Below are 19,964 nucleotides of genomic sequence, written 5' to 3'. Positions count from 1 at the left end.
AATTAGAGTATTTTACCAGGTGAAGGTGATTTATGAAAATAGTTAGCGTAAGTGAAATCACAAAATATATTAAGCAACTGTTTGACCGCGATTCAAAAGTGAATAATGTGTTTGTACAAGGTGAAATATCCAATTTTAAACGACATTTTTCAGGACATTGCTATTTTACGTTGAAAGATAGCCAAGCCACGATGAGGGCTGTCATGTTTAAAAGTCGTGCTCAGGGCCTGAAATTTGAACCCAAAGATGGTATGAAGGTCATTGCTGGTGGACAAATTGCAGTATTTGAACGCGATGGACAGTACCAATTATATGTTGAGCGATTGATGCCAGAGGGGATTGGTGAATTAAGTCTCGCTTTTGCTCAGTTAAAAGAAAAATTAGAAGCTGAAGGACTATTTGCTGATGTTCACAAAAAAGAATTGCCGTTGTTACCTCAAGCAATTGGAATTGTCACTTCAGGGACGGGGGCAGTGCTGCGTGATATTATCACGGTGTCCAAACGACGTCATCCTGGAGTGGTCCTGAAATTATATCCAGTATTAGTACAAGGTTCTGAGGCACCTATGCAAATTGTTCATGGGATTGAGGTCTTTAATCAATTAAGTAATGTGGATGTCATGATTGTGGGACGTGGTGGTGGCTCTTTAGAGGATTTATGGGCATTTAATGATGAAAGAGTTGTCAGGGCGATTGCGGCCTCAAAGATTCCAATTGTTTCTGCCGTTGGACACCAAACAGATTATACCTTAGCGGATTTTGTTGCAGACCGCAGAGCAGCGACCCCATCTCAGGCTGCAGAATTGGTCGTACCTGACGTTTATGAACTAAGAAAATATGTAGAGAATTTGAAAAATAATCTAGAAAATCATATTCGTAGTTTATTAAAAAATAGTCGAATGCGAGTAGAGCAAACGACGAATCGGCGTATTTTCCAATATCCCCATGAGATATTAGGGAATCGACAACAGATACTCGACAACTACGTAGAGCGCTTACATAAATCGATTCAGCAAATTGTAACGGCAAAACAACATCAATTTGAGATTACAACAGAAAAATTGGAAATGCTCAATCCGCTGGCAGTACTCAGACGAGGTTATAGTATTGTACGTGATGGAAAAGGACAGTTAGTTAAGGATGGAACAACTGTGGAACCGGGCGCACAATTAGAAATTGTCCTTAATCAAGGGATAATTAATGTGGAAGTTATCAATGTACAGGAGGGATATTATGGCGCGCGCCAAGAAAAAAGATAGTGTAGATGGATTTTGCTTTGAGCAAGGGTTAGATACATTAGAGATGATTGTTAAACAGCTAGAAAGAGGCGAGTTGTCCTTAGATGAGTCCTTAGAACATTTTGCTGAGGGTGTGCGTTTATCAAAAGCATGTTTAGAAAAATTAAATGTTGCTGAAGGGCAAATTGATAAAATTTTAGTTGAAGAAAAGGGTAAAATAATAGAAAAACCATTGCAATTACAGGAGGATGAGTCATGCTGAAACAATATTGCCAGGAGAAATGCTTAATTATCGATGAAGCATTGGCAAGGTTTATTCCAGATCACAATGTATTTCCACCTATTATTTTTGAAGCCATGCGTTATAGTTTATTTGCAGGGGGAAAAAGATTGCGTCCTATCATGCTGATGGCTGCTGCAGATGCTGTAGGTGGAGACGGTATTCAATATCTGAATGTGGCTTGTGGTCTAGAAATGATTCACACCTATTCTTTGATCCATGATGATTTGCCGGCGATGGATAATGATGATTATCGTCGTGGCAAACTGACCAGTCATAAGGTTTTTGGTGATGGAATGGCGGTACTCGCTGGTGATGCACTGCTTACAGATGCTTTTACAACCATGTTGTCACAGCCTGATATTGAGGCAGAAATTTTGCTTAAAGTCATCAAAGAGATTAGTATTGCAGCTGGTGCAAAGGGAATGATTGGCGGACAGGTGATTGATTTATCCTCTGAAGGGAAAACAATTGATCTTAAAACGGTTGAACTTATGCATCAAGGAAAAACAGGAGCTTTATTTCAAGCTGCCCTGCGGGCGGGAGCGCAATTAGCAAACGCCCAAGAGTGGCAAGTTGCGGCATTGACGGAATACGCACAACAATTTGGTTTAGCTTTTCAGATTACGGATGATATTTTGGATGTGACTGGTTCGCAGGAGAAAATAGGCAAGCCTGTGGGAAGTGACAGTCGCAACCATAAAGCAACCTATGTGACATTATATTCTCTTGATGAAGCTAGGAATATGGCAGAACAGACTGTCATGAAGGCATTGCAAGCATTAAGTAAATTTGGTACAGAAGCTGATGTACTCAGGGAAATGGTGAGGTCTTTAGTAAACCGAGATAATTGAGGTGTTTATTATGGCAGATTTAGTTGCTTTGCTGGGGCAAAATTGTATATTAGCAACGGCTTTTACGGCTTGGTTAGGTGCGCAAATTCTTAAGACGTTCACGTCCTACCTAAAGCATGGCACTTTGAATTTTGAACGATTAGTGGGAGCAGGGGGAATGCCTAGCTCTCATACTGCTCTTGTTGTTAGTTTAGCATGGGCTGTAGGGTTGCATGACGGTTTTGGTTCATCCTTGTTTGCCGTAACGATTGTATTGGCAGGGATTGTCATGTATGATGCTGCTGGTGTACGTCGGGCAGCTGGTAAACAAGCCAAGGTAATTAATAAGTTAGTGCGTCAACTGCGAGTCGAGCATACTGTACATGATATTACACTTAAAGAATTATTGGGACATTCGCCAATTGAAGTATTTGCAGGGGCTATTTGGGGAATTGCAATTGCTTATGGATTTAAAAGTTTTTTATGAGAAGTTAAGTTTTATTATATAAACACTGTTTAAAAATATTCAGATGAGTGCGGGGGTATGCAGTTGGATATTTTTAAACAGACTCCGATATGATATAATAGTTTTATGAATGATGGGTTACACCGAAAGAAGGTCATTATATTTGAATAAGATACTTGAGACCATTAATAAACCTCAAGAGTTAAAAAAACTTTCAATAGACCAGATGAAACTGCTGGCAGAAGAAATTCGCCAGCTTTTAATATGTTCGGTATCAAAAACAGGCGGTCACTTGGCACCAAATTTAGGCGTTGTCGAAATCACTCTTGCCATACATAAGATATTTAAGAGTCCAGTCGATAAAATTGTATGGGATGTTGGTCATCAAGCCTATGTCCATAAAATACTAACAGGCCGGCGGCGTGATTTTCATACTCTTCGCCAGTTTGGCGGTATCAGTGGATTTCCTAAACCATGCGAAAGTGAGCATGACTCCTTTGGTACAGGACATTCCAGTACTTCTATTTCTGCAGCACTGGGCATGGCATTAGCACGAGATATCGTTGGTGAAAAGCATAATGTACTTGCTGTGATTGGTGATGGATCACTTACGGGTGGACAGGCTTATGAAGCATTAAATCATGCTGGGCACACAGGAACCAACATGATTGTGATCCTGAATGATAATGAAATGTCAATTGCCAAAAATGTTGGTGCAATGTCTGAATACTTGTCCAAGATGCGAACAGAACCAAAATATAAAAAAGTAAAAAAAGACATTGATTTTCTTTTACGCCGTATTCCTGCGATTGGTGATCATGTTGCTCGGACTGTCGAACGCTTGAAAGATAGTTTGCGCTATCTATTTGTGCCTGGTATGTTATTTGAAGAGTTAGGTTTTAATTATATTGGGCCGATTGATGGTCACAATTTAGAAATTTTAACAGAGGTCCTTGAAAAAGCTAAAGATATGCAAGGACCCATCTTAATTCATGTTCTTACCTGTAAAGGGAAAGGCTATCAGCCTGCGGAATGTAACCCAGGTAAGTTCCATGGTGTAGGGCCTTATTGTATTGAGTCTGGTGAGGTCATTAAAAATGGCGATAAGCCAACCTATACGGGTATTTTTGGTAATACATTAGTTGAATTGGCTAAACAAGATTCTAGTATTGTTGCCATTACAGCTGCGATGCCTGAGGGAACTGGACTCAAAAAATTTGCAACGGAGTTCCCAAAACGTTTCTTTGATGTTGGTATTGCTGAACAAAATGCGGTAACTGTAGCTGCCGGTATGGCAATACAGGGAATGAAGCCAGTCGTCGCTCTCTATTCAACTTTTGGTCAGCGAGCGTATGATCAAATATTGCACGATGTTTGTTTGCAAAAACTACCAGTCGTTTTTGCTTTAGATCGAGCAGGAATTGTTGGTGAAGACGGTCCTACTCATCATGGTGTTTTTGATTATAGTTATTTGCGGCATATTCCTAATCTAGTGATGATGGCACCTAAAGATGAGAATGAACTGCGGCACATGTTATATACTGCAGTGAATTTGAATTGTCCCGTTGCTATTCGTTATCCTCGTGGTAGCGGCCTTGGAGTATCCATTGATCAACCAGTGCAAAAATTGGCAATTGGTGATGCTGAGCAATTAAAAAATGGCAGTGATATTGTATTTTTGGCGGTTGGAGTGATGGTTGAGTCTTGCCAAAAGGCAAGTGAAATACTCGCAGCCCAAGGAATACAATCAGGAGTCGTTAATGCTCGCTTTATCAAACCCTTAGATGAACAGATGATAAAGCGCTTATCTCGCGATGTAGGGATGATTGTGACTGTTGAAGATAATATTTTAGCTGGTGGATTTGGATCAGCTGTTCTCGAATATATAAATGACCAACAGTTACATTGGGTCAAAATGCTTAGACTCGGTTTCCCTGATAAATTTATTGAGCATGGAAGTCGGGAACAATTATTAGAAAAATATGGACTAACTGCAGAAGGAATTGCTGAAAGTGTTAGTTCCTTTGTGAAAAAATTTGGAGCACGATGAATAAAGTGAAAAAAGAACGATTAGATGTTTTATTAGTAGAAAAAGGTTTAGTTTCTAGCCGTGAACGTGCTAAATCTTCAATTATGGCAGGTTTAGTCTTTGTTGATGGGCAAAGAGTCGATAAAGCAGGTACAATGGTTGCTATAACAGGAAATATTGTTGTTACTGGTGACAATATTGGTTATGTTAGCCGTGGCGGTTTGAAGTTAGCCAAGGCTTTGCAAGATTTTACAATTGACATGACAGGGAAGGTTATGGCGGATATTGGTGCTTCGACAGGTGGTTTTACCGATTGTGCCTTAAAAAATGGTGCTGTGCGTGTCTATGCCATTGATGTTGGTTATGGCCAATTAGCTTGGTCACTCCGGACCGATGAACGTGTTGTAAATATGGAACGCACTAATATTCGAAATGTGACTCTCGCAGATCTAGGTCAGCCTTTGGATTTTGCTTCTATCGATGTGGCATTTATTTCTTTGACCAAGGTATTACCTGTTGTTAAAACTTTACTTGCTCCTATGGGAACCGTTGTTGCCTTAATCAAGCCTCAGTTTGAAGCTGGGCGAGGGAAAGTTGGTAAAAAAGGTGTAGTAAAAGATCCACTGGTGCATATTGAAGTGATTCAAAATATCGTTGATGTCAGCTGTGAACTTGGTTTTGTACCAATCGGTCTTACTTATTCACCTGTAAAGGGGCCAGAAGGTAATATTGAGTACTTGATTTATTTAGCTAATTACGAGACTGATTCGGTTGTTGATACTGACATTATTGAGCAAATTGTCAAAGATGCACATCATAATGCAGTATAGGTAATGGAGGATTGCATGTGTTAACAATAGGCTTATTCCCTAATATAAAGAAAGAAAGTGTAAGCAGTGTATTAGGATGGATGGTGCAATACTTTAAAGACCGTGGTGTGAGGGTATTGTTAACTGAAAATGCTGCACAAAAAATGGGTTATCCAGACTTGGCCTGTAGTAAAGAGATGATGCTTAAGGAAATTACAATGGGTATTACATTAGGCGGCGATGGGACTTTACTCAATACGGCAAGAGAAATTGCTGCTGCTGGTATCCCTATCTGTGGCATTAATATGGGGCAATTGGGTTTTCTTACTGAGGTGGAGTTACCTGACTTATCGCCAGCTCTAGATAAACTGATTTGCGGAGAGTATGAGATAGAAGAACGAGTCATGCTTGATGCGATGATTCTGCGTAAGGATACCACAATTCATGTCTCAACGGCTCTCAATGACGTAGTGATTAGTAAAAGTGGCGTTTCCCGTATGATTAAGTTAAAACTCTATGTTGATGATGAACTAACCGCTAACTATGCCGCTGATGGTTTGATTCTTGCTACCGCTACGGGTTCGACTGGATATTCCTTATCGGCTGGTGGACCCATTATTAATCCTAAATTGGAAGTATTTGTGTTAACGCCTATTTGTCCTCATACGTTACATGCTAAATCTTTAGTTGTATCAGAAAAAGAAGAAATAAAAGTACGTATGGTATCCAATCAGGATGATGCTGTGCTTACAATTGATGGTCAGGCTGTTTATCATTTGTTACCTGATGATATTGTTTTAGTGAAAAGTGCACCATTTCGAGCTCAATTTATTAAATGTAATGGTAGAAGTTACTATGAAACCTTGCGTAGCAAATTATGGCGAGGCGAAGTTGATACGAATTTTTAATGCAGTAAAAGCGAGGAGTGAATTGCGTGAAGGCATTACGCCACGCTACAATAAGAGAAATTGTTGAGAATAATGTAATTGAAACTCAAGAGGATTTAGCGGAAGCATTAAGTCAAAGAGAAATTAAAGTGACACAGGCCACTGTGTCTCGGGATATAAAAGAATTAATGCTCATCAAAGTGCCAGCTGATGAAGGGCGTTATCGCTATGCTTTTCCAGTAGAGAACAATATCGCTTTTTTACAACCACGTATGGAAAGGATTTTTCAAGATTCCGTTGTTGGCATGGATTATAGTGGTAATATTATTGTAATCAAAACATTACCAGGTACAGCCCAAGCTGTCGCAGCGGCAATTGATAATACGAAATGGCCAGATATTATCGGTACTGTAGCTGGTGATGATAATATATTGGTTGTAGTAAAACCCATTGATGCAGTGTCTAAAGTTTTGGTAAAATTATTGGCATTGTCACATTAGAGGTTAGGAGTGTAGGAATGTGTTAAAGTCATTGACTGTTACTAATTTTGCATTAATTGAACAGGCTATGGTGGAATTTGATGAAGGCCTAAACATACTAACTGGAGAAACAGGGGCTGGTAAGTCAATCTTAATTGATGCACTCAGTGTTATTTTAGGTAACCGGGCTTCTGTTGATTCAATTCGTACTGGTTGTGACTTTTTTCGTGTTGAGGCAGTCTTTGATATTTCTCAGTTGCTTCCTGTTCAAAAAATAATTGAAGATCAAGGAATTATGATTGATCATGACGCAATGGTTATTATTAGTCGACGTTTTTCGCGCCAAGGTAAAAACACCATTTTAATGAATGGTTGTCATATTACCGTGAGTACTCTAAGGCAATTTGGTGAGAAACTTGTTGACATGCATGGTCAGCATGAGAACCAAGCGTTGCTTCGTCCTGAAGCTTATTTGACCATACTTGATGCGTTAGATAGTAAAACGCGAGTAACCTTAGATCAGTATCGCAAAATTTATAACAATTGGATAGATTTAACAAAAGAACTATCTGAACTTGAGCGTAGTTCCCGTGAACGGGCACAACGAATTGATATGCTTACATGGCAAACTAAGGAAATTTCTGGGGTGGCATTACGACGTAATGAAGAAGAAGAATTAGAACAGCAAATATTAGTATTGGCTAATTCTGAAAAGATTGCTAATGCCGTTAATAAGGCTTATATTTTATTAGATCAAGGTAGTGGTGGGCTCAGTGGTGTTTTACCAGCGTTAGCTGATGTAAAGCGTGAACTGGAAATTGCTGCTCGTTATGATCAGCGGCTAGAAAAGCAATTAATAGGCGTTAATGATGCTTTATACCAATTGGAAGAAAGTTGTATGGATTTACGTATATATGGTGATGACATTGAGTTTGATCCCAAGCAACTAGCTATATTGCAAGAGCGTATGGATATTATTTATAAGCTGAAGAAGAAATATGGTGCGACAATTGATGATATATTAGAATACTATGATCAGGCTGTCCTTGAACTAGCCGATATCAATAATTATGATCAAAATTTTGCTAAGTTAAGTAAAAAGCAAAGTAAGTTAGAAGAAGAGTTAACCGAAATTGCTAATGAACTTGACTTTTTGCGACGGAAAGCTTCTCAGGAACTGGCCAAGCAAGTTTGTGGGCACCTGGCTGATTTGGGGATGCCTAATGCCATATTTATGATTGAAGTACAAAAAATAGCCCAGTTTACTCCTAATGGTCGCAATGAAGTTCTTTTTTTATTTTCTGCAAATCCTGGCGAAGAAGCTAAATTATTGCATAAAATAGCTTCAGGTGGTGAGCTTTCACGAATTGCCTTAGCCATAAAAACCGTTTGTGCTGCTCGGGATGCTGTTGGTATTATGGTGTTTGATGAAATTGATGCTGGTATTGGTGGTCAAGCTGGGCATATGGTTGCAGAGAAAGTGGCTAGAGTCGCTTCTACTCGGCAAGTATTATGTATTACTCATTTACCGCAAATTGCTTGTATGGCTGATCGGCATATTTACATCCGCAAGCAGGTTGATAGTGCGCGTACAAATACTGTATTGAATGTTTTATCAAAAAAAGAACAATTAATTGAATTGACGCGAATGATTTCTGGCAATGATATTACTCAAATTGCAGTAGATAATGCAACGCAGATGTTTGAAGCAGCACATGCAAAAAAAGAAAAATGGAAAAATAAGACGCAGGCTTAAGCCTGCGTCTTATTTTTTTAAAGTTGCGATTACCAATTAATATACCTTAAACACGCAGAATATTCACTTGAATAATCGGGAATCTTTAAATTAGAGAATTAAATAGTGAAGGCTTCTTTTTTAAGGACATAATATGTTAAGGGGTGATGGTAACAGCATGGTAAAAATGAAGTATCGTTCCATACTCGGAGTGTGTATTGCTGCATTAATTATCACATTCTGTTTTTCACCACAATTTCGTACGATTTATGGCCTCCCTCCTCATATGCGTATTATAGAAGGAGAAATTGCTTCATTTGATGTGAATTTTCCCTTAACTCTAACCATTAAGTCAGATCTTGAGCAGAGCATACGAACTCAATCGCCAATCACAATGAGTGGATTATCACGTCCAGTATTTTTGGAAACAGTGAAGCTTGGAAACGCTACAATGGAATTCAAATTATTAAACTTTATACCGATACGAACAGTGCAAGTTGATGTATTACCTGCTATAAAATTACTTCCTGGCGGTAATTCAATTGGTGTAGTACTCCATTCTCGTGGTGTGATTGTTGTTGGTAATTCACCGATTACGATTGAGAATGAACAGCAGGTAAATCCAGCTAAAGATGCAGGGATTCATGTTGGTGACGTGATTCTAAGTATTAATGGTGTTCAGGTACAAAATGATAGCCAAGTAGCGGAAGTTATTGATAATAGTGGAAGAGATGATGAAATATTGGATATCGTTCTCAAACGTGGGGAAGAAGAAATGAATATTAAACTAAAGCCAGTATTGTGCAGCGAAACGAAACGTTATCGGATTGGATTATTTGTTCGCGATAGTGCTGCTGGTGTAGGGACATTAACCTTTCATGATCCAGAATCACATGCCTATGGCGCTTTAGGACATATTATTACTGATAGTGATACGAATCAGCCAATTGATTGTGAACAAGGAAAAATTGTAGGAGCTAAAGTATCAGGAATACAACATGGTATGCGAGGACAGCCTGGTGAAAAAATTGGTGTGTTTATTGAAGGTGATCAATTGTTGGGAAATATAGAGAAAAATACTAAATTTGGCATTTATGGGAAGTTAACTACAGAGATTCCTAATGATTTATATTCTGAGCCCATACCTGTGGCTTCTATGAATCAAATTCAAACTGGATCTGCTGAAATACTCACAGTCGTCAATGGACAAACGATTGAACGATTTAGCATTGAAATTCAAAAGGTTAATTTACAAGAATCTCCAGAGGGAAAAGGAATTGTGATCAAAGTCACTGATCCAATTTTATTAGAAAAAACGGGTGGCATTGTACAAGGAATGAGTGGAAGTCCAATTATTCAAAATGGTAAGTTAGTCGGTGCTGTTACACATGTATTTGTTCATGATCCGACAAGAGGATATGGATGTTTTATCGATTGGATGCTTATGGAAATTGGAGTTATTCCTAAGAATGAAAATAAAATAGTCAAAAAAATGTTTAATTTATCCAATCGTTTCACTTTTATAAAAGGTGCATAATTAAGTTTAAAGAAAAAATAAACAAAATATGGTTTTTATTTCCAAAATAAAGAGGTAATTCAATAGGTTTGTCGAATGAGTAATATATATAATCTTTATGTATAACTTTTGTATAAAACTGCAGGGAGAGGATTTTACGTGATTAGAGAAACAATTAAAGTTGCCATTGCGGATGACAATCGGGAATTTGTCGGTATTATCCAGGAGTATCTTAGTCAACAAAATGATTTTGAGTTAGTTGGTGTAGCTTACAATGGGGAGCAGATATTAACTATTATTGAAGAAAAAACTCCAGATGTAGTTATTTTGGATATTATTATGCCCCATCTTGATGGGATTGGTGTTTTAGAAAGCTTGCAAAGTTTGCGCGGTAAACGTCCAAAGATTATTATGCTAACAGCATTTGGTCAGGAAAGTATTACGCAACGCGTAGTTGAATTAGGTGCTGACTATTATATATTAAAGCCATTTAATATGGATGTTTTGGCAAGCCGCATTCGACAATTAGCTACCACAATTACAATGCAACGTCCGTTAGTTGCACAAGCGATTAAAGCTCAGCCTGTTGATGTTGAAGTGACTAATATTATACGTGAAATCGGTATTCCAGCTCATATAAAAGGTTATCAATATTTACGTGATGCAATTATGATGATCATTTCTGAAATGGAATTACTAGGTGCTGTCACTAAAGTTTTGTATCCCCGCATTGCTGAAAAATATTCTACAACACCTAGCCGTGTAGAAAGAGCTATTCGACATGCAATTGAAGTTGCTTGGAGTAGAGGCAATTTGGATATGATCAATCGACTATTTGGCTATACGATTAAACTCGAAAAAGGAAAACCGACAAATTCTGAATTTATGGCAATGGTTGCTGATAAATTAAGATTAGAAATGCGTGCATAAAGAGTAATGCATTAAACTGGTGATTTTGTATTCTGAACTATTTGAATTTGATACATAATTAGCTCCTTAGAACTAGAGTAATCTAGCTTAATGGAGCTTTTTTGGATTTAATACTTGAATCACTGTTGTATAATGGTTGGAAAGATTTTTGAGAAAATGGTACAGTTCTTTTTTTGTACCGCAAAAATAAAAACCTTTTGGCGTAATGAATTGCATATATAACCTCCTTTTTAGAGGAAATATATGTATATAGTAATTTAAATATGTCCTTAAATTGGAGGTAATAAAATGAATCATTTAATAGAAAAAAAATTAGCATCAGAAAAAGTTTTTGAAGGTAACTTACTGACCGTATATTGTGATAAAATCCAATTACCAAATGGCAAGGAAGCAAGTCGAGAGTTTATTCGGCATCCAGGAGCTATTGCTGTTGTGCCGATTACAAATGATGGAAAAATTGTTTTAGTTCGGCAATACCGCTATCCTACTGGTAAAATTATGTTAGAAATTCCAGCAGGAAAACTTGATAAAGGCGAACTACCTGACGATTGTGTATTACGTGAGTTAGAAGAAGAGACAGGTTATGTAGCTCAGCGTATTCGAAAATTAAGTTCGATTTATACCACGCCAGGTTTTACTGATGAAGTGATACATCTTTATCTCGCTGATCAGCTGACTTTGGCAAAGCAGTGTCCTGATGAGGATGAATTTTTGGATGTGGAAGTATATACAAAAGAAGAAATCAAAGATATGATTGCGAAAGGTATCATTAATGATGGAAAAAGTATGCTTGCTTTATTGTTAGCGGGGATATAAGGATATTGAAGCTTTTTTCTAAATAAAAATAGTTTTAAAGCCGACCGTTTTTGCATACACTGTAACAGGATTGGCAGGGAGGTCGGCTATATGCTGGGTTATTTTCGTCAAAATATAGGAAAGTACTTAAAGGGAAGTATTGTTGCATATTTTTTTATGATTCTTGTTTTTGTGATTGGTGTTGTTGTGGGCGCATTAGCAGTTAAGGCATTGCCTGATGAACAGAAAGCCGAACTCATTCATTATTTACATATCTTTTTTACAGGGTTGACACAAGGGACAGAAAATGTGGCTGATAGTGGGAATGTGATCAGTTTAGCTATAGTTAATAATGCTAAAACCATTCTTTTAATGTGGGTATTAGGGTTTACAATTGTCGGTATCCCTTTTGTATTATTTATTTTATTTACACGAGGGTTTATTATTGGCTTTACAGTCGGTTTTCTAGTAAATGAGTATATAATGAGAGGATTATTGTTTGCCTTAGCGTCGGTTCTGCCACATAATTTTTTTGCAGTGCCAGCAGTTTTAGTAATGGGTGTCTCGGCAACTCGATTTTCATTAATGTTAGTGCGTCGTAAAACATATAATAAAATTAATTTATGGTATGAAGCTGCATGCTATTCTCTACTTTGCTTAGTTATGCTAATTATTATGCTAGTAGCAGCTTTGATTGAAGTTTATATTTCTCCAGTATTTATGAAATTAGTAGCAACCTTATTAATTCAAGAATAATAGAATTTAATGTTGGCCGAGCAGGTAGTAAGTGCCTGCTTTTTTTGTTGCTAAAAATAGTGAGTCTTATTTTTCACATTCAATAGTGACACAAAACAGTAAGCAAAGTCTGTAATAGGCATAAAAAAAAATAACCGACATAATATGATATTAGGTTAAGTCAGTTAGAAAGTGGGGTGGGTAAATGGTAGTCGCTTTCTCAGGGAGTGGTATACTTAAAAAAGTTAAGTTATCGTTTAAAATAATTATTTTAGCGACAATTGTTTTTTATATTTTACCCAAATTGTTGAGTTTGCTATGGTATATACATTATCCTGAACAAAAAATGCGCGAAGACCATTTGTTAGAAAAACCACTGAGAGTGATCTCTGTTTTACTCAATGTGGGTTAATAGAAGTTTACAAAAAAAAGATACATTTTGATAATAACAGACAGGAACTTTGAATATTATGTGGAATTAAATAGAAAAAAGCTTCCGTTACTTTATGGTTGGTAAATCGGGGGAAAAGGTGATGAAAATGGAAAGTTATGTTAATCAGTTTATTAACTATCTTGAAGTTGAACGCGGTTTGGCGCAAAATACTCTAGAGTCATATGGGCGTGACTTACACCAGTTTGAGATTTATTTGCAAAATGGTAATATGGAGATTTTGAAAGATTCTAATCGAGGGATGATCATGAGTTATTTAAGCAGCCTTCAACTCAAAGGGCGAGCTGTTTCGACGATTTCACGCAATCTTGCGGCCATTAAATCTTTTTATCAGTATTTGGTTCGTGAACGTTATTTGGAAAGTGATCCAGCTGCCAGCCTTGAGTCGCCAAAGCTTGAAAAGAAGCTACCTAAAGTACTGAGTATTTCTGAGGTTGAAGAACTTTTAAAACAACCGAGTGGTTTATTGCCTACTGGACAAAGAGACAAAGCAATGCTTGAACTTTTATATGCAACGGGCATTCGAGTTTCTGAATTAATTTCTCTCAATATTTCTGATGTGAATGTAGAAATGGGATACATAAAATGCTATGGTAAAGGTGCGAAGGAACGTATTGTTCCCCTAGGATCAATTGCCGTAAAATGTGTGCAGGAGTATCTAAATAAAGGCCGCTCTAAACTTATACGTACTTATGAAGAAGCAGCTTTATTTGTAAACCATCATGGCAATAGGCTAACGCGCCAAGGTTTTTGGAAAATCATCAAAAAATATGCACACGAGGCAGATATAAATAAAGAGATTACCCCTCATACCTTACGACATTCATTTGCCACGCATTTATTAGAAAATGGTGCTGATTTGCGCTCTGTACAAGAAATGCTTGGGCATGCTGATATTTCCACCACGCAAATTTACACACAAGTGACAAACAATCGATTGAAAGCAGTGTATGATAAAGCACATCCGCGTGCATAATATTGCAATACGCAGAATTTTTAATGCAAAGACGTTTAGACAGAAAGATCATAGTAAATATTGCCCACTCCCAGAAAGGACTATTTCGGATAACAGTCGAGAAAGGGGATTAGGGTTGATTGAAAAAAAAGATAATATAAAAAAATCAATTATCAAATGGATCATTTTAACAATGGCGGAATGATCAAAAGGGAAGGCTGCAAGGATAGTCACTAAGAAAAAATGGATATCTAATAGTTAGAAAGTTGCATTTAACCCTGATGGTTTTCCGCCAGAAGTGATTGGAAGTTTTATTTTGGTAAATTGGGATTTTGATGACTAGATGCTGAAAATGGGAAAAATTTGAGGTGATGATAGATGAGAATATTAGATATTATCACAAAAAAACGTGATGGTTTTGCTTTAAGTGAATTAGAAATTAATTTTTTGATTCATGCTTATACTCATGATGAAATACCAGATTATCAAATGACAGCTTGGCTTATGGCTGTTTTTTTGCGAAGCATGACAATTGAAGAAACGGCAGCATTGACGATGGCTATGGCCTTATCAGGCAATATGGTCGATCTAAGTGCTGTGCCAGGAATTAAAGTGGACAAGCATAGTACAGGAGGAGTTGCTGATACAACGACATTGATTTTAGCACCAATGGTAGCAGCTGCTGGTGTGCCAGTCGCTAAAATGTCTGGACGGGGGCTTGGCTTTACTGGTGGTACCATTGATAAATTGGAATCAATTCCTGGATTTAAAACCACTCTATCTCAGCCTGAATTTATTCATATACTAAAAAAACATAATCTTTCAGTGATTGGCCAGAGTGCAGACATTGCACCAGCAGATGGTAAAATGTATGCATTACGTGATGTTACTGCTACAGTTGAAAGCATTCCTTTGATTGCCTCATCAATTATGAGTAAAAAAATTGCTGCTGGTGCAGATAAAATTTTATTGGATGTAAAAGTTGGTCATGGAGCTTTCATGAAAAAAATGGAGGATGCCATAAAATTAGCAGAAACCATGGTACATATTGGTCAATTAGTCGGTCGGGAAACTAGGGCGGTACTCAGTAGTATGGATGAACCTTTAGGAAGAGCTGTTGGTAATAGTCTAGAGGTTGAGGAAGCAATTGATGTATTAGATGGTCGTGGTGAGCCGGCCTTACGCCACGTATGTTTGATTTTAGGAGCTAATATGCTTAATATGGCGGGAGTTGCTCCTGACGTAACTGCGGGTTATGAGATGTTAAGCAATTTAATTGATAATAAAGTAGCATTACATAAATTTGCAGAATTCATCACTGCTCAAGGTGGAACTGGGGATATTATCAATCATCGAGATCTGCTGCCACAAAGTAAATTGAAAATCCCAGTAATGAGCATAGCCCAAGGTTTTGTACAAAAAATTGATGCTGGTCAAATTGGTTATGCTGCCATGCGATTAGGTGCTGGGCGAGAATACAAAACTCAAACAATTGATTTATCAGTTGGTTTAATCTTACAATGTCGTATTGGTGATTTTATTGAGAAAAATCAACCGATAGCAATGATCTATGTAAATGATAAAACTCATCTTGCACAAGTGACCACTTTGATTTTGAATGCCATTACAATTGGCAGTGAGAATGTCGCAAAAACTAAATTAATTTTAGGTACTGTTGATAAAAGTGGTTTTAAAGCCATGTAATTCAATTCTTACTAAAAAGTTCTTAAGGCTAGTTTAACTAGTCTTTTTTTTATTGATAATTTCCAGTGTAATGTTTTTTATATAGGAGAAACTAAAAAAAATAATGAAAGGAGTGTTGTAGCTATGTATCGATTTTGCAAGTTGAAGACAATGATTTTTTGGGTTTGTCTGTTGATTTTGGCAACCACTTACAATGATGTTACAGCAGCTGATGCAAAGAAACAGGTTTCAGTCGAATTGGAAACAACAGCTCAATCTGCAATATTGATGGATGGAAATGGAACTGTACTTTATGAAAAAAATTCACACAAAAGGTTACCGCCAGCAAGTGTTACAAAATCAATGACGTTGTTGTTAGCAGTAGAAGCTGTAGAACAAGGAAGAGTTAAGTTGACGGATGCTGTATCTGTGAGTGAAAATTCCTGGCGACAAGGAGGTTCACAAATTTGGTTGGAGCCTGGTGAGCAAATGAATTTACATGATATGTTAATTGCAGTGGCTGTAGTGAGTGCCAATGATGCTGCAGTCGCTGTTATGGAACATATTTATGGTAGTGAACAAGCAGCCGTCGAAGCGATGAATCAACGCGCACAGAGTCTAGGGCTTGCAGATACTCATTTTGCAAATGTAAATGGCTTACCAGTTCCTGAACATTACATGAGTGCATATGATACAGCTCTCATTGCCAAGGAGGCTGTTAAACATCCTTTCTATATGGAATTGTGTGGAATTAAAGAATATTGGTTGCGTGGTGGTAAAAATTGGTTAGTAAATACCAATAAGTTATTGTGGTGGTATAAAGGGGCCGATGGTTTGAAAACTGGTTGGACACAAGAAGCTCAATATTGTTTTGCAGGTACAGCCAAACGTGATGGTTTACGACTAATTTCTGTCGTTTTTGCTACTCCTGAACCCCGATCTCATTTGAGAGAAAGCATAAAATTATTTGACTGGGGATTTGCTAATTTCAATGCCCAATCAATTGTTCTAGCTGGTGAAGTTGTAGAACGCGTGAGTGTGAATAAAGGAATGGAAAAAGAAGTCCAATTAGTTGCTGCACAAGATTTAAATTTAATATTGAGTAAAGGTCAAAGTAAAAATTTACAAAAAAAGATTGTTGTAGATCCCCAAATCAATGCACCCATTCAACAAGGTGAAAAATATGGTGAGTTATTAATTCTGCGTGATGGTAAAGAAATTGGTAAAGTTGATTTACTTGCAGAAAAGAATATAGAAAAAGCAAGTTTATTAAGAAGCTTGCAAAATATGGTTAGCAATTTATTTGCTCTATCAAAATAAAAATCTCCATAAAATTTAAAGCGGAAAAAATTCCGCTTTTTTTATATATAAAATTAAAAAATAGCAGGAAAAAATTACCTTTAATAGAATATTGCTAATAGAATACAAAAAAGGGAGGAAATAGATATTGGAGATGACAACTTTTTTAAAAAGAGGTGTTTTAATCGTAAGAGTTGACGGAGAACTGGATATGCATGTGGCAGATGAATTTCGACAGCGAGTCGATCATGCTCTAAGTACAAGTGGTGTAAAAAATATTTTATTTAATTTTGGCACGGTTCATTTTATTGATAGTTCAGGAATTGGTGTTATTTTGGGGCGTTATAAAAAAATTTGTATATTAGGTGGTAAAGTACTTGTTACGAATGTTCAGCCCCAAGTTTTAAAAATATTTGAATTATCAGGATTGTTAAAAATAATTACATTGCACCATTCCGAAGCGGAAGCTTTAGAGTGTTTATAAGGAGGACATCATGGCAATCAAAAATCAAGTTACAATCTACTTCAAAAGTCTTAGCGAAAATGTTGCTATTGCCAGGGTGACGGCTGCTGCTTTTGCAGCACAAATTGATTTTACATTAAATGAAATTGAAGAAATAAAAGTCGCCATATCTGAAGCTATATCTAATGTTGTTATACATGGCTATACAGATGGAAATGGAAAGATTGAATTAACGATGAATTTATATGAAGATAAATTAGAATATATTGTAAGCGATTCTGGTAAAGGAATCGCTGATATTACATTAGCGAGACAACCTTCTTTTTCCAGTGATCCAGAACGTATGGGACTAGGATTCGTCTTTATGGAATCTTTTATGGATGAACTCGATGTCAAATCTACAATTGACCAAGGGACAACAGTGCGCATGGCTAAGAAAATTCTAGTAAGCACAGCGCATTAGGTGGGATGGTTATGCTTGGAAATGAAGAGATAAAAGAATTGATCTGTGCGGCACAGGCCGGTGACCAAGGTGCTAAAGAAAAGATTTTAGAGCATAATATTAATCTTGTAAGGAGTATAGTCCATCGCTTTACAAATCGAGGTTATGAATGGGATGATTTGTTTCAAATTGGTTGTATTGGCTTAATTAAATCAATTGAGCGTTTTGATATGAAATTTGATGTTCAATTTTCTACTTATGCTGTGCCGATGATTATTGGTGAAATACGACGTTTTATGAGAGATGATAATCCAGTTAAAGTAAGTCGACCTGTGAAAGAATTAGCATACAAGGTACATCGTACTCAAGAAAAGTTGCAAGGATTGTTAGGAAGAGAACCAACAATAAAAGAAGTCGCTGCGGATTTAATTTTAGCCCCTCAGGAAGTTGTGGCGGCTCTTGAAGCCATTCAATCGCCATCTTCATTATATGCAAATGCTTTTCAACATGATGGTGATTCCGTACTTTTACTTGATCAGATCAAATATTGTGATGGACAAGATTCTGCTTATTTTGAAAAGCTTGCATTAAAAGAAATATTATCTCGCTTACCTCCAAAAGAACGAACTGTGATCCAGTTGCGTTTTTTTGAAGATAAGACGCAAGCGGAAATCGGAATCCTGATTGGTTTATCCCAAGTACAAGTCTCTAGAATTGAAAAAAGCGCTCTAAAAGCGATTAGAGAATTTATGCAGACCTCATAATGGAGGTCTTATTTTTTTTGTTGAAAAGGACATAATAAATACAAGAGGTGAAAAAAATGCTTTGTAAAAAAAAATATATTATGATGATTGGATTTTTAGCGATTAGTGGAAGCGTTTTGACATGGATATTACTTTATGGAGATTTTTCTCATAACTTACCAATTCGGGCCAAACAAGTATTTTATATGAATGAGAATCAGTATATTTGATAAAAATTTGGTATAACACTTTTAATTATGTACAAACTAGGAGTGGGGCAATATCACTTAATGAAGGAGGTATGAGGTATGGTTGTAAAAGTTATTGAGTTAGTGGGTACTTCGAGCCATAATTGGACAGATGCTGTTGATAATGCAGTCATGGAAGCGTCAAGAACAATTGATGAAATAATGGGTGTTGAAGTCACTAATTTTACTGCTAACATTGACAATGGACATATCGCTGAATACAAAGCTGATGTAAAAGTGGCCTTTAAAGTAAAACATTAAGATATGTACTGAACAAAAGAGAAAGTGTCTCCCAGAGGCACTTTTTCTTTTATCTAGTGCATATTTAAAATGACTGTGGTCAAAATAATAAGAGTGATATATAAGCTGAATTAAATCACATAAATAAAAGATGAACAATATAGATACAATTTATTTAATCAATTTGATATTGTTTTATTTCATTCATTGATGTGATGATGCTCAAAAAAGGATGGTATTATGCCAGATAAAATAAAGGAAAATACTCAGCAGCTAAAAGAGCAGCAGTATCAGAATAAAGTGGATCAGATCACCCCCAAACCACCACTCTTTAAAAATATATGTTGGGCTTTTATTGTCGGTGGTTTGATTTGCATAATTGGACAAGGGATTATAGATTATTTTCTTGCTCTTGGTTTAGATGCTAAAGGTGCTTCTGCTAATGCAACAGTAGTGTTAGTTTTCTTAGGGGCATTTTTTACAGGTATAGGTGTTTACGATGAATTAGGAAAAAGAGCAGGAGCTGGTTCGGTTATTCCGATTACTGGATTTGCTAACTCTATTGTTGCACCAGCCATGGAATTTAAAAGGGAAGGGTATGTATTTGGGATTGGTGCAAAAATGTTTGTGATTGCTGGTCCAGTACTGGTATATGGCATGGTAACGTCATTTATTGTCGGATTTATATATTGGCTAAGGCAGTAGGAG

At 36.9% G+C, this 19,964-nt stretch carries 21 protein-coding genes; all 21 read left to right on the top strand.

Features of this window, described 5'->3' with window-relative positions; all coding sequences use genetic code 11:
• Nucleotides 1–32 precede the first annotated feature (32 nt).
• The 21 genes from xseA to spoVAC all read left to right on the top strand — a co-directional run bounded on the left by xseA (nt 33) and on the right by spoVAC (nt 19,961).
• Complete coding sequence (gene xseA, locus ACAN52_RS14210; protein WP_378955565.1) at nt 33–1,259, top strand: exodeoxyribonuclease VII large subunit; 1,227 nt, start codon at nt 33–35, stop codon at nt 1,257–1,259.
• A complete protein-coding gene (gene xseB, locus ACAN52_RS14205; RefSeq protein WP_378955564.1) occupies nt 1,234–1,500 on the top strand; it encodes an exodeoxyribonuclease VII small subunit in 267 nt (88 codons plus the stop codon). The genes xseA and xseB overlap by 26 nt, the downstream gene beginning before the upstream one ends.
• On the top strand, nt 1,494–2,372 hold the full coding sequence (locus ACAN52_RS14200; RefSeq protein WP_378955563.1) for a polyprenyl synthetase family protein: 879 nt from the start codon (nt 1,494–1,496) through the stop codon (nt 2,370–2,372). The genes xseB and ACAN52_RS14200 overlap by 7 nt, the downstream gene beginning before the upstream one ends.
• 10 nt (nt 2,373–2,382) lie before the next feature.
• Nucleotides 2,383–2,838: a divergent PAP2 family protein gene (locus ACAN52_RS14195; RefSeq protein ID WP_378955562.1), complete on the top strand. Its 456-nt coding sequence runs from the start codon at nt 2,383–2,385 to the stop codon at nt 2,836–2,838.
• A 142-nt stretch (nt 2,839–2,980) separates the two neighbouring features.
• Nucleotides 2,981–4,867, top strand: a complete 1,887-nt coding sequence (gene dxs / locus ACAN52_RS14190) for a 1-deoxy-D-xylulose-5-phosphate synthase (RefSeq protein ID WP_378955561.1) — start codon at nt 2,981–2,983, stop codon at nt 4,865–4,867.
• On the top strand, nt 4,864–5,676 hold the full coding sequence (locus ACAN52_RS14185) for a TlyA family RNA methyltransferase (protein ID WP_378955560.1): 813 nt from the start codon (nt 4,864–4,866) through the stop codon (nt 5,674–5,676). Before dxs ends, ACAN52_RS14185 begins: the two co-directional genes overlap by 4 nt.
• A 17-nt stretch (nt 5,677–5,693) precedes the next feature.
• The gene (locus ACAN52_RS14180; RefSeq protein WP_378955559.1) at nt 5,694–6,563 is read left to right on the top strand and encodes an NAD(+)/NADH kinase; all 870 of its coding nucleotides are present in this window, start codon (nt 5,694–5,696) and stop codon (nt 6,561–6,563) included.
• Nucleotides 6,564–6,589: 26 nt separating this feature from the next.
• The gene (gene argR, locus ACAN52_RS14175; protein ID WP_378955558.1) at nt 6,590–7,042 is read left to right on the top strand and encodes an arginine repressor; all 453 of its coding nucleotides are present in this window, start codon (nt 6,590–6,592) and stop codon (nt 7,040–7,042) included.
• Between the two features lie 19 nt (nt 7,043–7,061).
• On the top strand, nt 7,062–8,777 hold the full coding sequence (recN, locus tag ACAN52_RS14170) for a DNA repair protein RecN (RefSeq protein ID WP_378955557.1): 1,716 nt from the start codon (nt 7,062–7,064) through the stop codon (nt 8,775–8,777).
• A gap of 157 nt (nt 8,778–8,934) precedes the next feature.
• Complete coding sequence (gene spoIVB, locus ACAN52_RS14165) at nt 8,935–10,293, top strand: SpoIVB peptidase (protein ID WP_378955556.1); 1,359 nt, start codon at nt 8,935–8,937, stop codon at nt 10,291–10,293.
• 138 nt (nt 10,294–10,431) lie between these two features.
• Nucleotides 10,432–11,202 carry a sporulation transcription factor Spo0A gene (spo0A, locus tag ACAN52_RS14160; protein ID WP_378955554.1) on the top strand — a complete coding sequence of 257 codons (771 nt, stop codon included), beginning with the start codon at nt 10,432–10,434 and terminating at the stop codon, nt 11,200–11,202.
• A gap of 288 nt (nt 11,203–11,490) precedes the next feature.
• Nucleotides 11,491–12,018 (top strand): NUDIX hydrolase, encoded by a 528-nt coding sequence (locus tag ACAN52_RS14155; protein WP_378955553.1) that lies wholly within the window; start codon nt 11,491–11,493, stop codon nt 12,016–12,018.
• A 90-nt stretch (nt 12,019–12,108) separates the two neighbouring features.
• A complete protein-coding gene (spoIIM, locus tag ACAN52_RS14150; protein ID WP_378955552.1) occupies nt 12,109–12,753 on the top strand; it encodes a stage II sporulation protein M in 645 nt (214 codons plus the stop codon).
• A gap of 518 nt (nt 12,754–13,271) precedes the next feature.
• Nucleotides 13,272–14,159 (top strand): site-specific tyrosine recombinase XerD, encoded by an 888-nt coding sequence (gene xerD / locus ACAN52_RS14145; protein WP_378955646.1) that lies wholly within the window; start codon nt 13,272–13,274, stop codon nt 14,157–14,159.
• A gap of 357 nt (nt 14,160–14,516) precedes the next feature.
• Nucleotides 14,517–15,842 carry a pyrimidine-nucleoside phosphorylase gene (locus ACAN52_RS14140; RefSeq protein WP_378955551.1) on the top strand — a complete coding sequence of 442 codons (1,326 nt, stop codon included), beginning with the start codon at nt 14,517–14,519 and terminating at the stop codon, nt 15,840–15,842.
• A gap of 123 nt (nt 15,843–15,965) precedes the next feature.
• On the top strand, nt 15,966–17,141 hold the full coding sequence (locus ACAN52_RS14135; RefSeq protein WP_378955550.1) for a D-alanyl-D-alanine carboxypeptidase family protein: 1,176 nt from the start codon (nt 15,966–15,968) through the stop codon (nt 17,139–17,141).
• A gap of 133 nt (nt 17,142–17,274) precedes the next feature.
• Nucleotides 17,275–17,604 carry an anti-sigma F factor antagonist gene (gene spoIIAA, locus ACAN52_RS14130; protein WP_378955645.1) on the top strand — a complete coding sequence of 110 codons (330 nt, stop codon included), beginning with the start codon at nt 17,275–17,277 and terminating at the stop codon, nt 17,602–17,604.
• A 10-nt stretch (nt 17,605–17,614) separates the two neighbouring features.
• Complete coding sequence (gene spoIIAB / locus ACAN52_RS14125; RefSeq protein ID WP_378955549.1) at nt 17,615–18,046, top strand: anti-sigma F factor; 432 nt, start codon at nt 17,615–17,617, stop codon at nt 18,044–18,046.
• 11 nt (nt 18,047–18,057) lie between these two features.
• Complete coding sequence (locus tag ACAN52_RS14120) at nt 18,058–18,789, top strand: SigF/SigG family RNA polymerase sporulation sigma factor (RefSeq protein WP_378955548.1); 732 nt, start codon at nt 18,058–18,060, stop codon at nt 18,787–18,789.
• A 287-nt stretch (nt 18,790–19,076) separates the two neighbouring features.
• Complete coding sequence (locus ACAN52_RS14115) at nt 19,077–19,277, top strand: dodecin family protein (protein WP_378955547.1); 201 nt, start codon at nt 19,077–19,079, stop codon at nt 19,275–19,277.
• 219 nt (nt 19,278–19,496) lie between these two features.
• Nucleotides 19,497–19,961, top strand: coding sequence for a stage V sporulation protein AC (gene spoVAC, locus ACAN52_RS14110; protein ID WP_378955546.1), 465 nt, complete (start codon nt 19,497–19,499; stop codon nt 19,959–19,961).
• Nucleotides 19,962–19,964: the final 3 nt, after the last annotated feature.

Source organism: Pelosinus sp. sgz500959 (genome assembly GCF_042610375.1).
Taxonomy (GTDB): Bacteria; Bacillota; Negativicutes; order DSM-13327; family DSM-13327; genus CTSoil-075.
This window is presented reverse-complemented; position numbering and strand designations above follow the sequence as displayed.

Bases quoted from the DNA above. Each gene is read 5' to 3' on its own strand.
- xseA (WP_378955565.1), top strand. From the start codon at position 33: ATGAAAATAGTTAGCGTAAGTGAAATCACAAAATATATTAAGCAACTG.
- xseB (WP_378955564.1), top strand. From the start codon at position 1,234: ATGGCGCGCGCCAAGAAAAAAGATAGTGTAGATGGATTTTGCTTTGAG.
- ACAN52_RS14200 (WP_378955563.1), top strand. From the start codon at position 1,494: ATGCTGAAACAATATTGCCAGGAGAAATGCTTAATTATCGATGAAGCA.
- ACAN52_RS14195 (WP_378955562.1), top strand. From the start codon at position 2,383: ATGGCAGATTTAGTTGCTTTGCTGGGGCAAAATTGTATATTAGCAACG.
- ACAN52_RS14185 (WP_378955560.1), top strand. From the start codon at position 4,864: ATGAATAAAGTGAAAAAAGAACGATTAGATGTTTTATTAGTAGAAAAA.
- spoIVB (WP_378955556.1), top strand. From the start codon at position 8,935: ATGGTAAAAATGAAGTATCGTTCCATACTCGGAGTGTGTATTGCTGCA.
- ACAN52_RS14155 (WP_378955553.1), top strand. From the start codon at position 11,491: ATGAATCATTTAATAGAAAAAAAATTAGCATCAGAAAAAGTTTTTGAA.
- spoIIM (WP_378955552.1), top strand. From the start codon at position 12,109: ATGCTGGGTTATTTTCGTCAAAATATAGGAAAGTACTTAAAGGGAAGT.
- xerD (WP_378955646.1), top strand. From the start codon at position 13,272: ATGGAAAGTTATGTTAATCAGTTTATTAACTATCTTGAAGTTGAACGC.
- ACAN52_RS14140 (WP_378955551.1), top strand. From the start codon at position 14,517: ATGAGAATATTAGATATTATCACAAAAAAACGTGATGGTTTTGCTTTA.
- ACAN52_RS14135 (WP_378955550.1), top strand. From the start codon at position 15,966: ATGTATCGATTTTGCAAGTTGAAGACAATGATTTTTTGGGTTTGTCTG.
- spoIIAA (WP_378955645.1), top strand. From the start codon at position 17,275: ATGACAACTTTTTTAAAAAGAGGTGTTTTAATCGTAAGAGTTGACGGA.
- spoIIAB (WP_378955549.1), top strand. From the start codon at position 17,615: ATGGCAATCAAAAATCAAGTTACAATCTACTTCAAAAGTCTTAGCGAA.
- ACAN52_RS14120 (WP_378955548.1), top strand. From the start codon at position 18,058: ATGCTTGGAAATGAAGAGATAAAAGAATTGATCTGTGCGGCACAGGCC.
- ACAN52_RS14115 (WP_378955547.1), top strand. From the start codon at position 19,077: ATGGTTGTAAAAGTTATTGAGTTAGTGGGTACTTCGAGCCATAATTGG.
- spoVAC (WP_378955546.1), top strand. From the start codon at position 19,497: ATGCCAGATAAAATAAAGGAAAATACTCAGCAGCTAAAAGAGCAGCAG.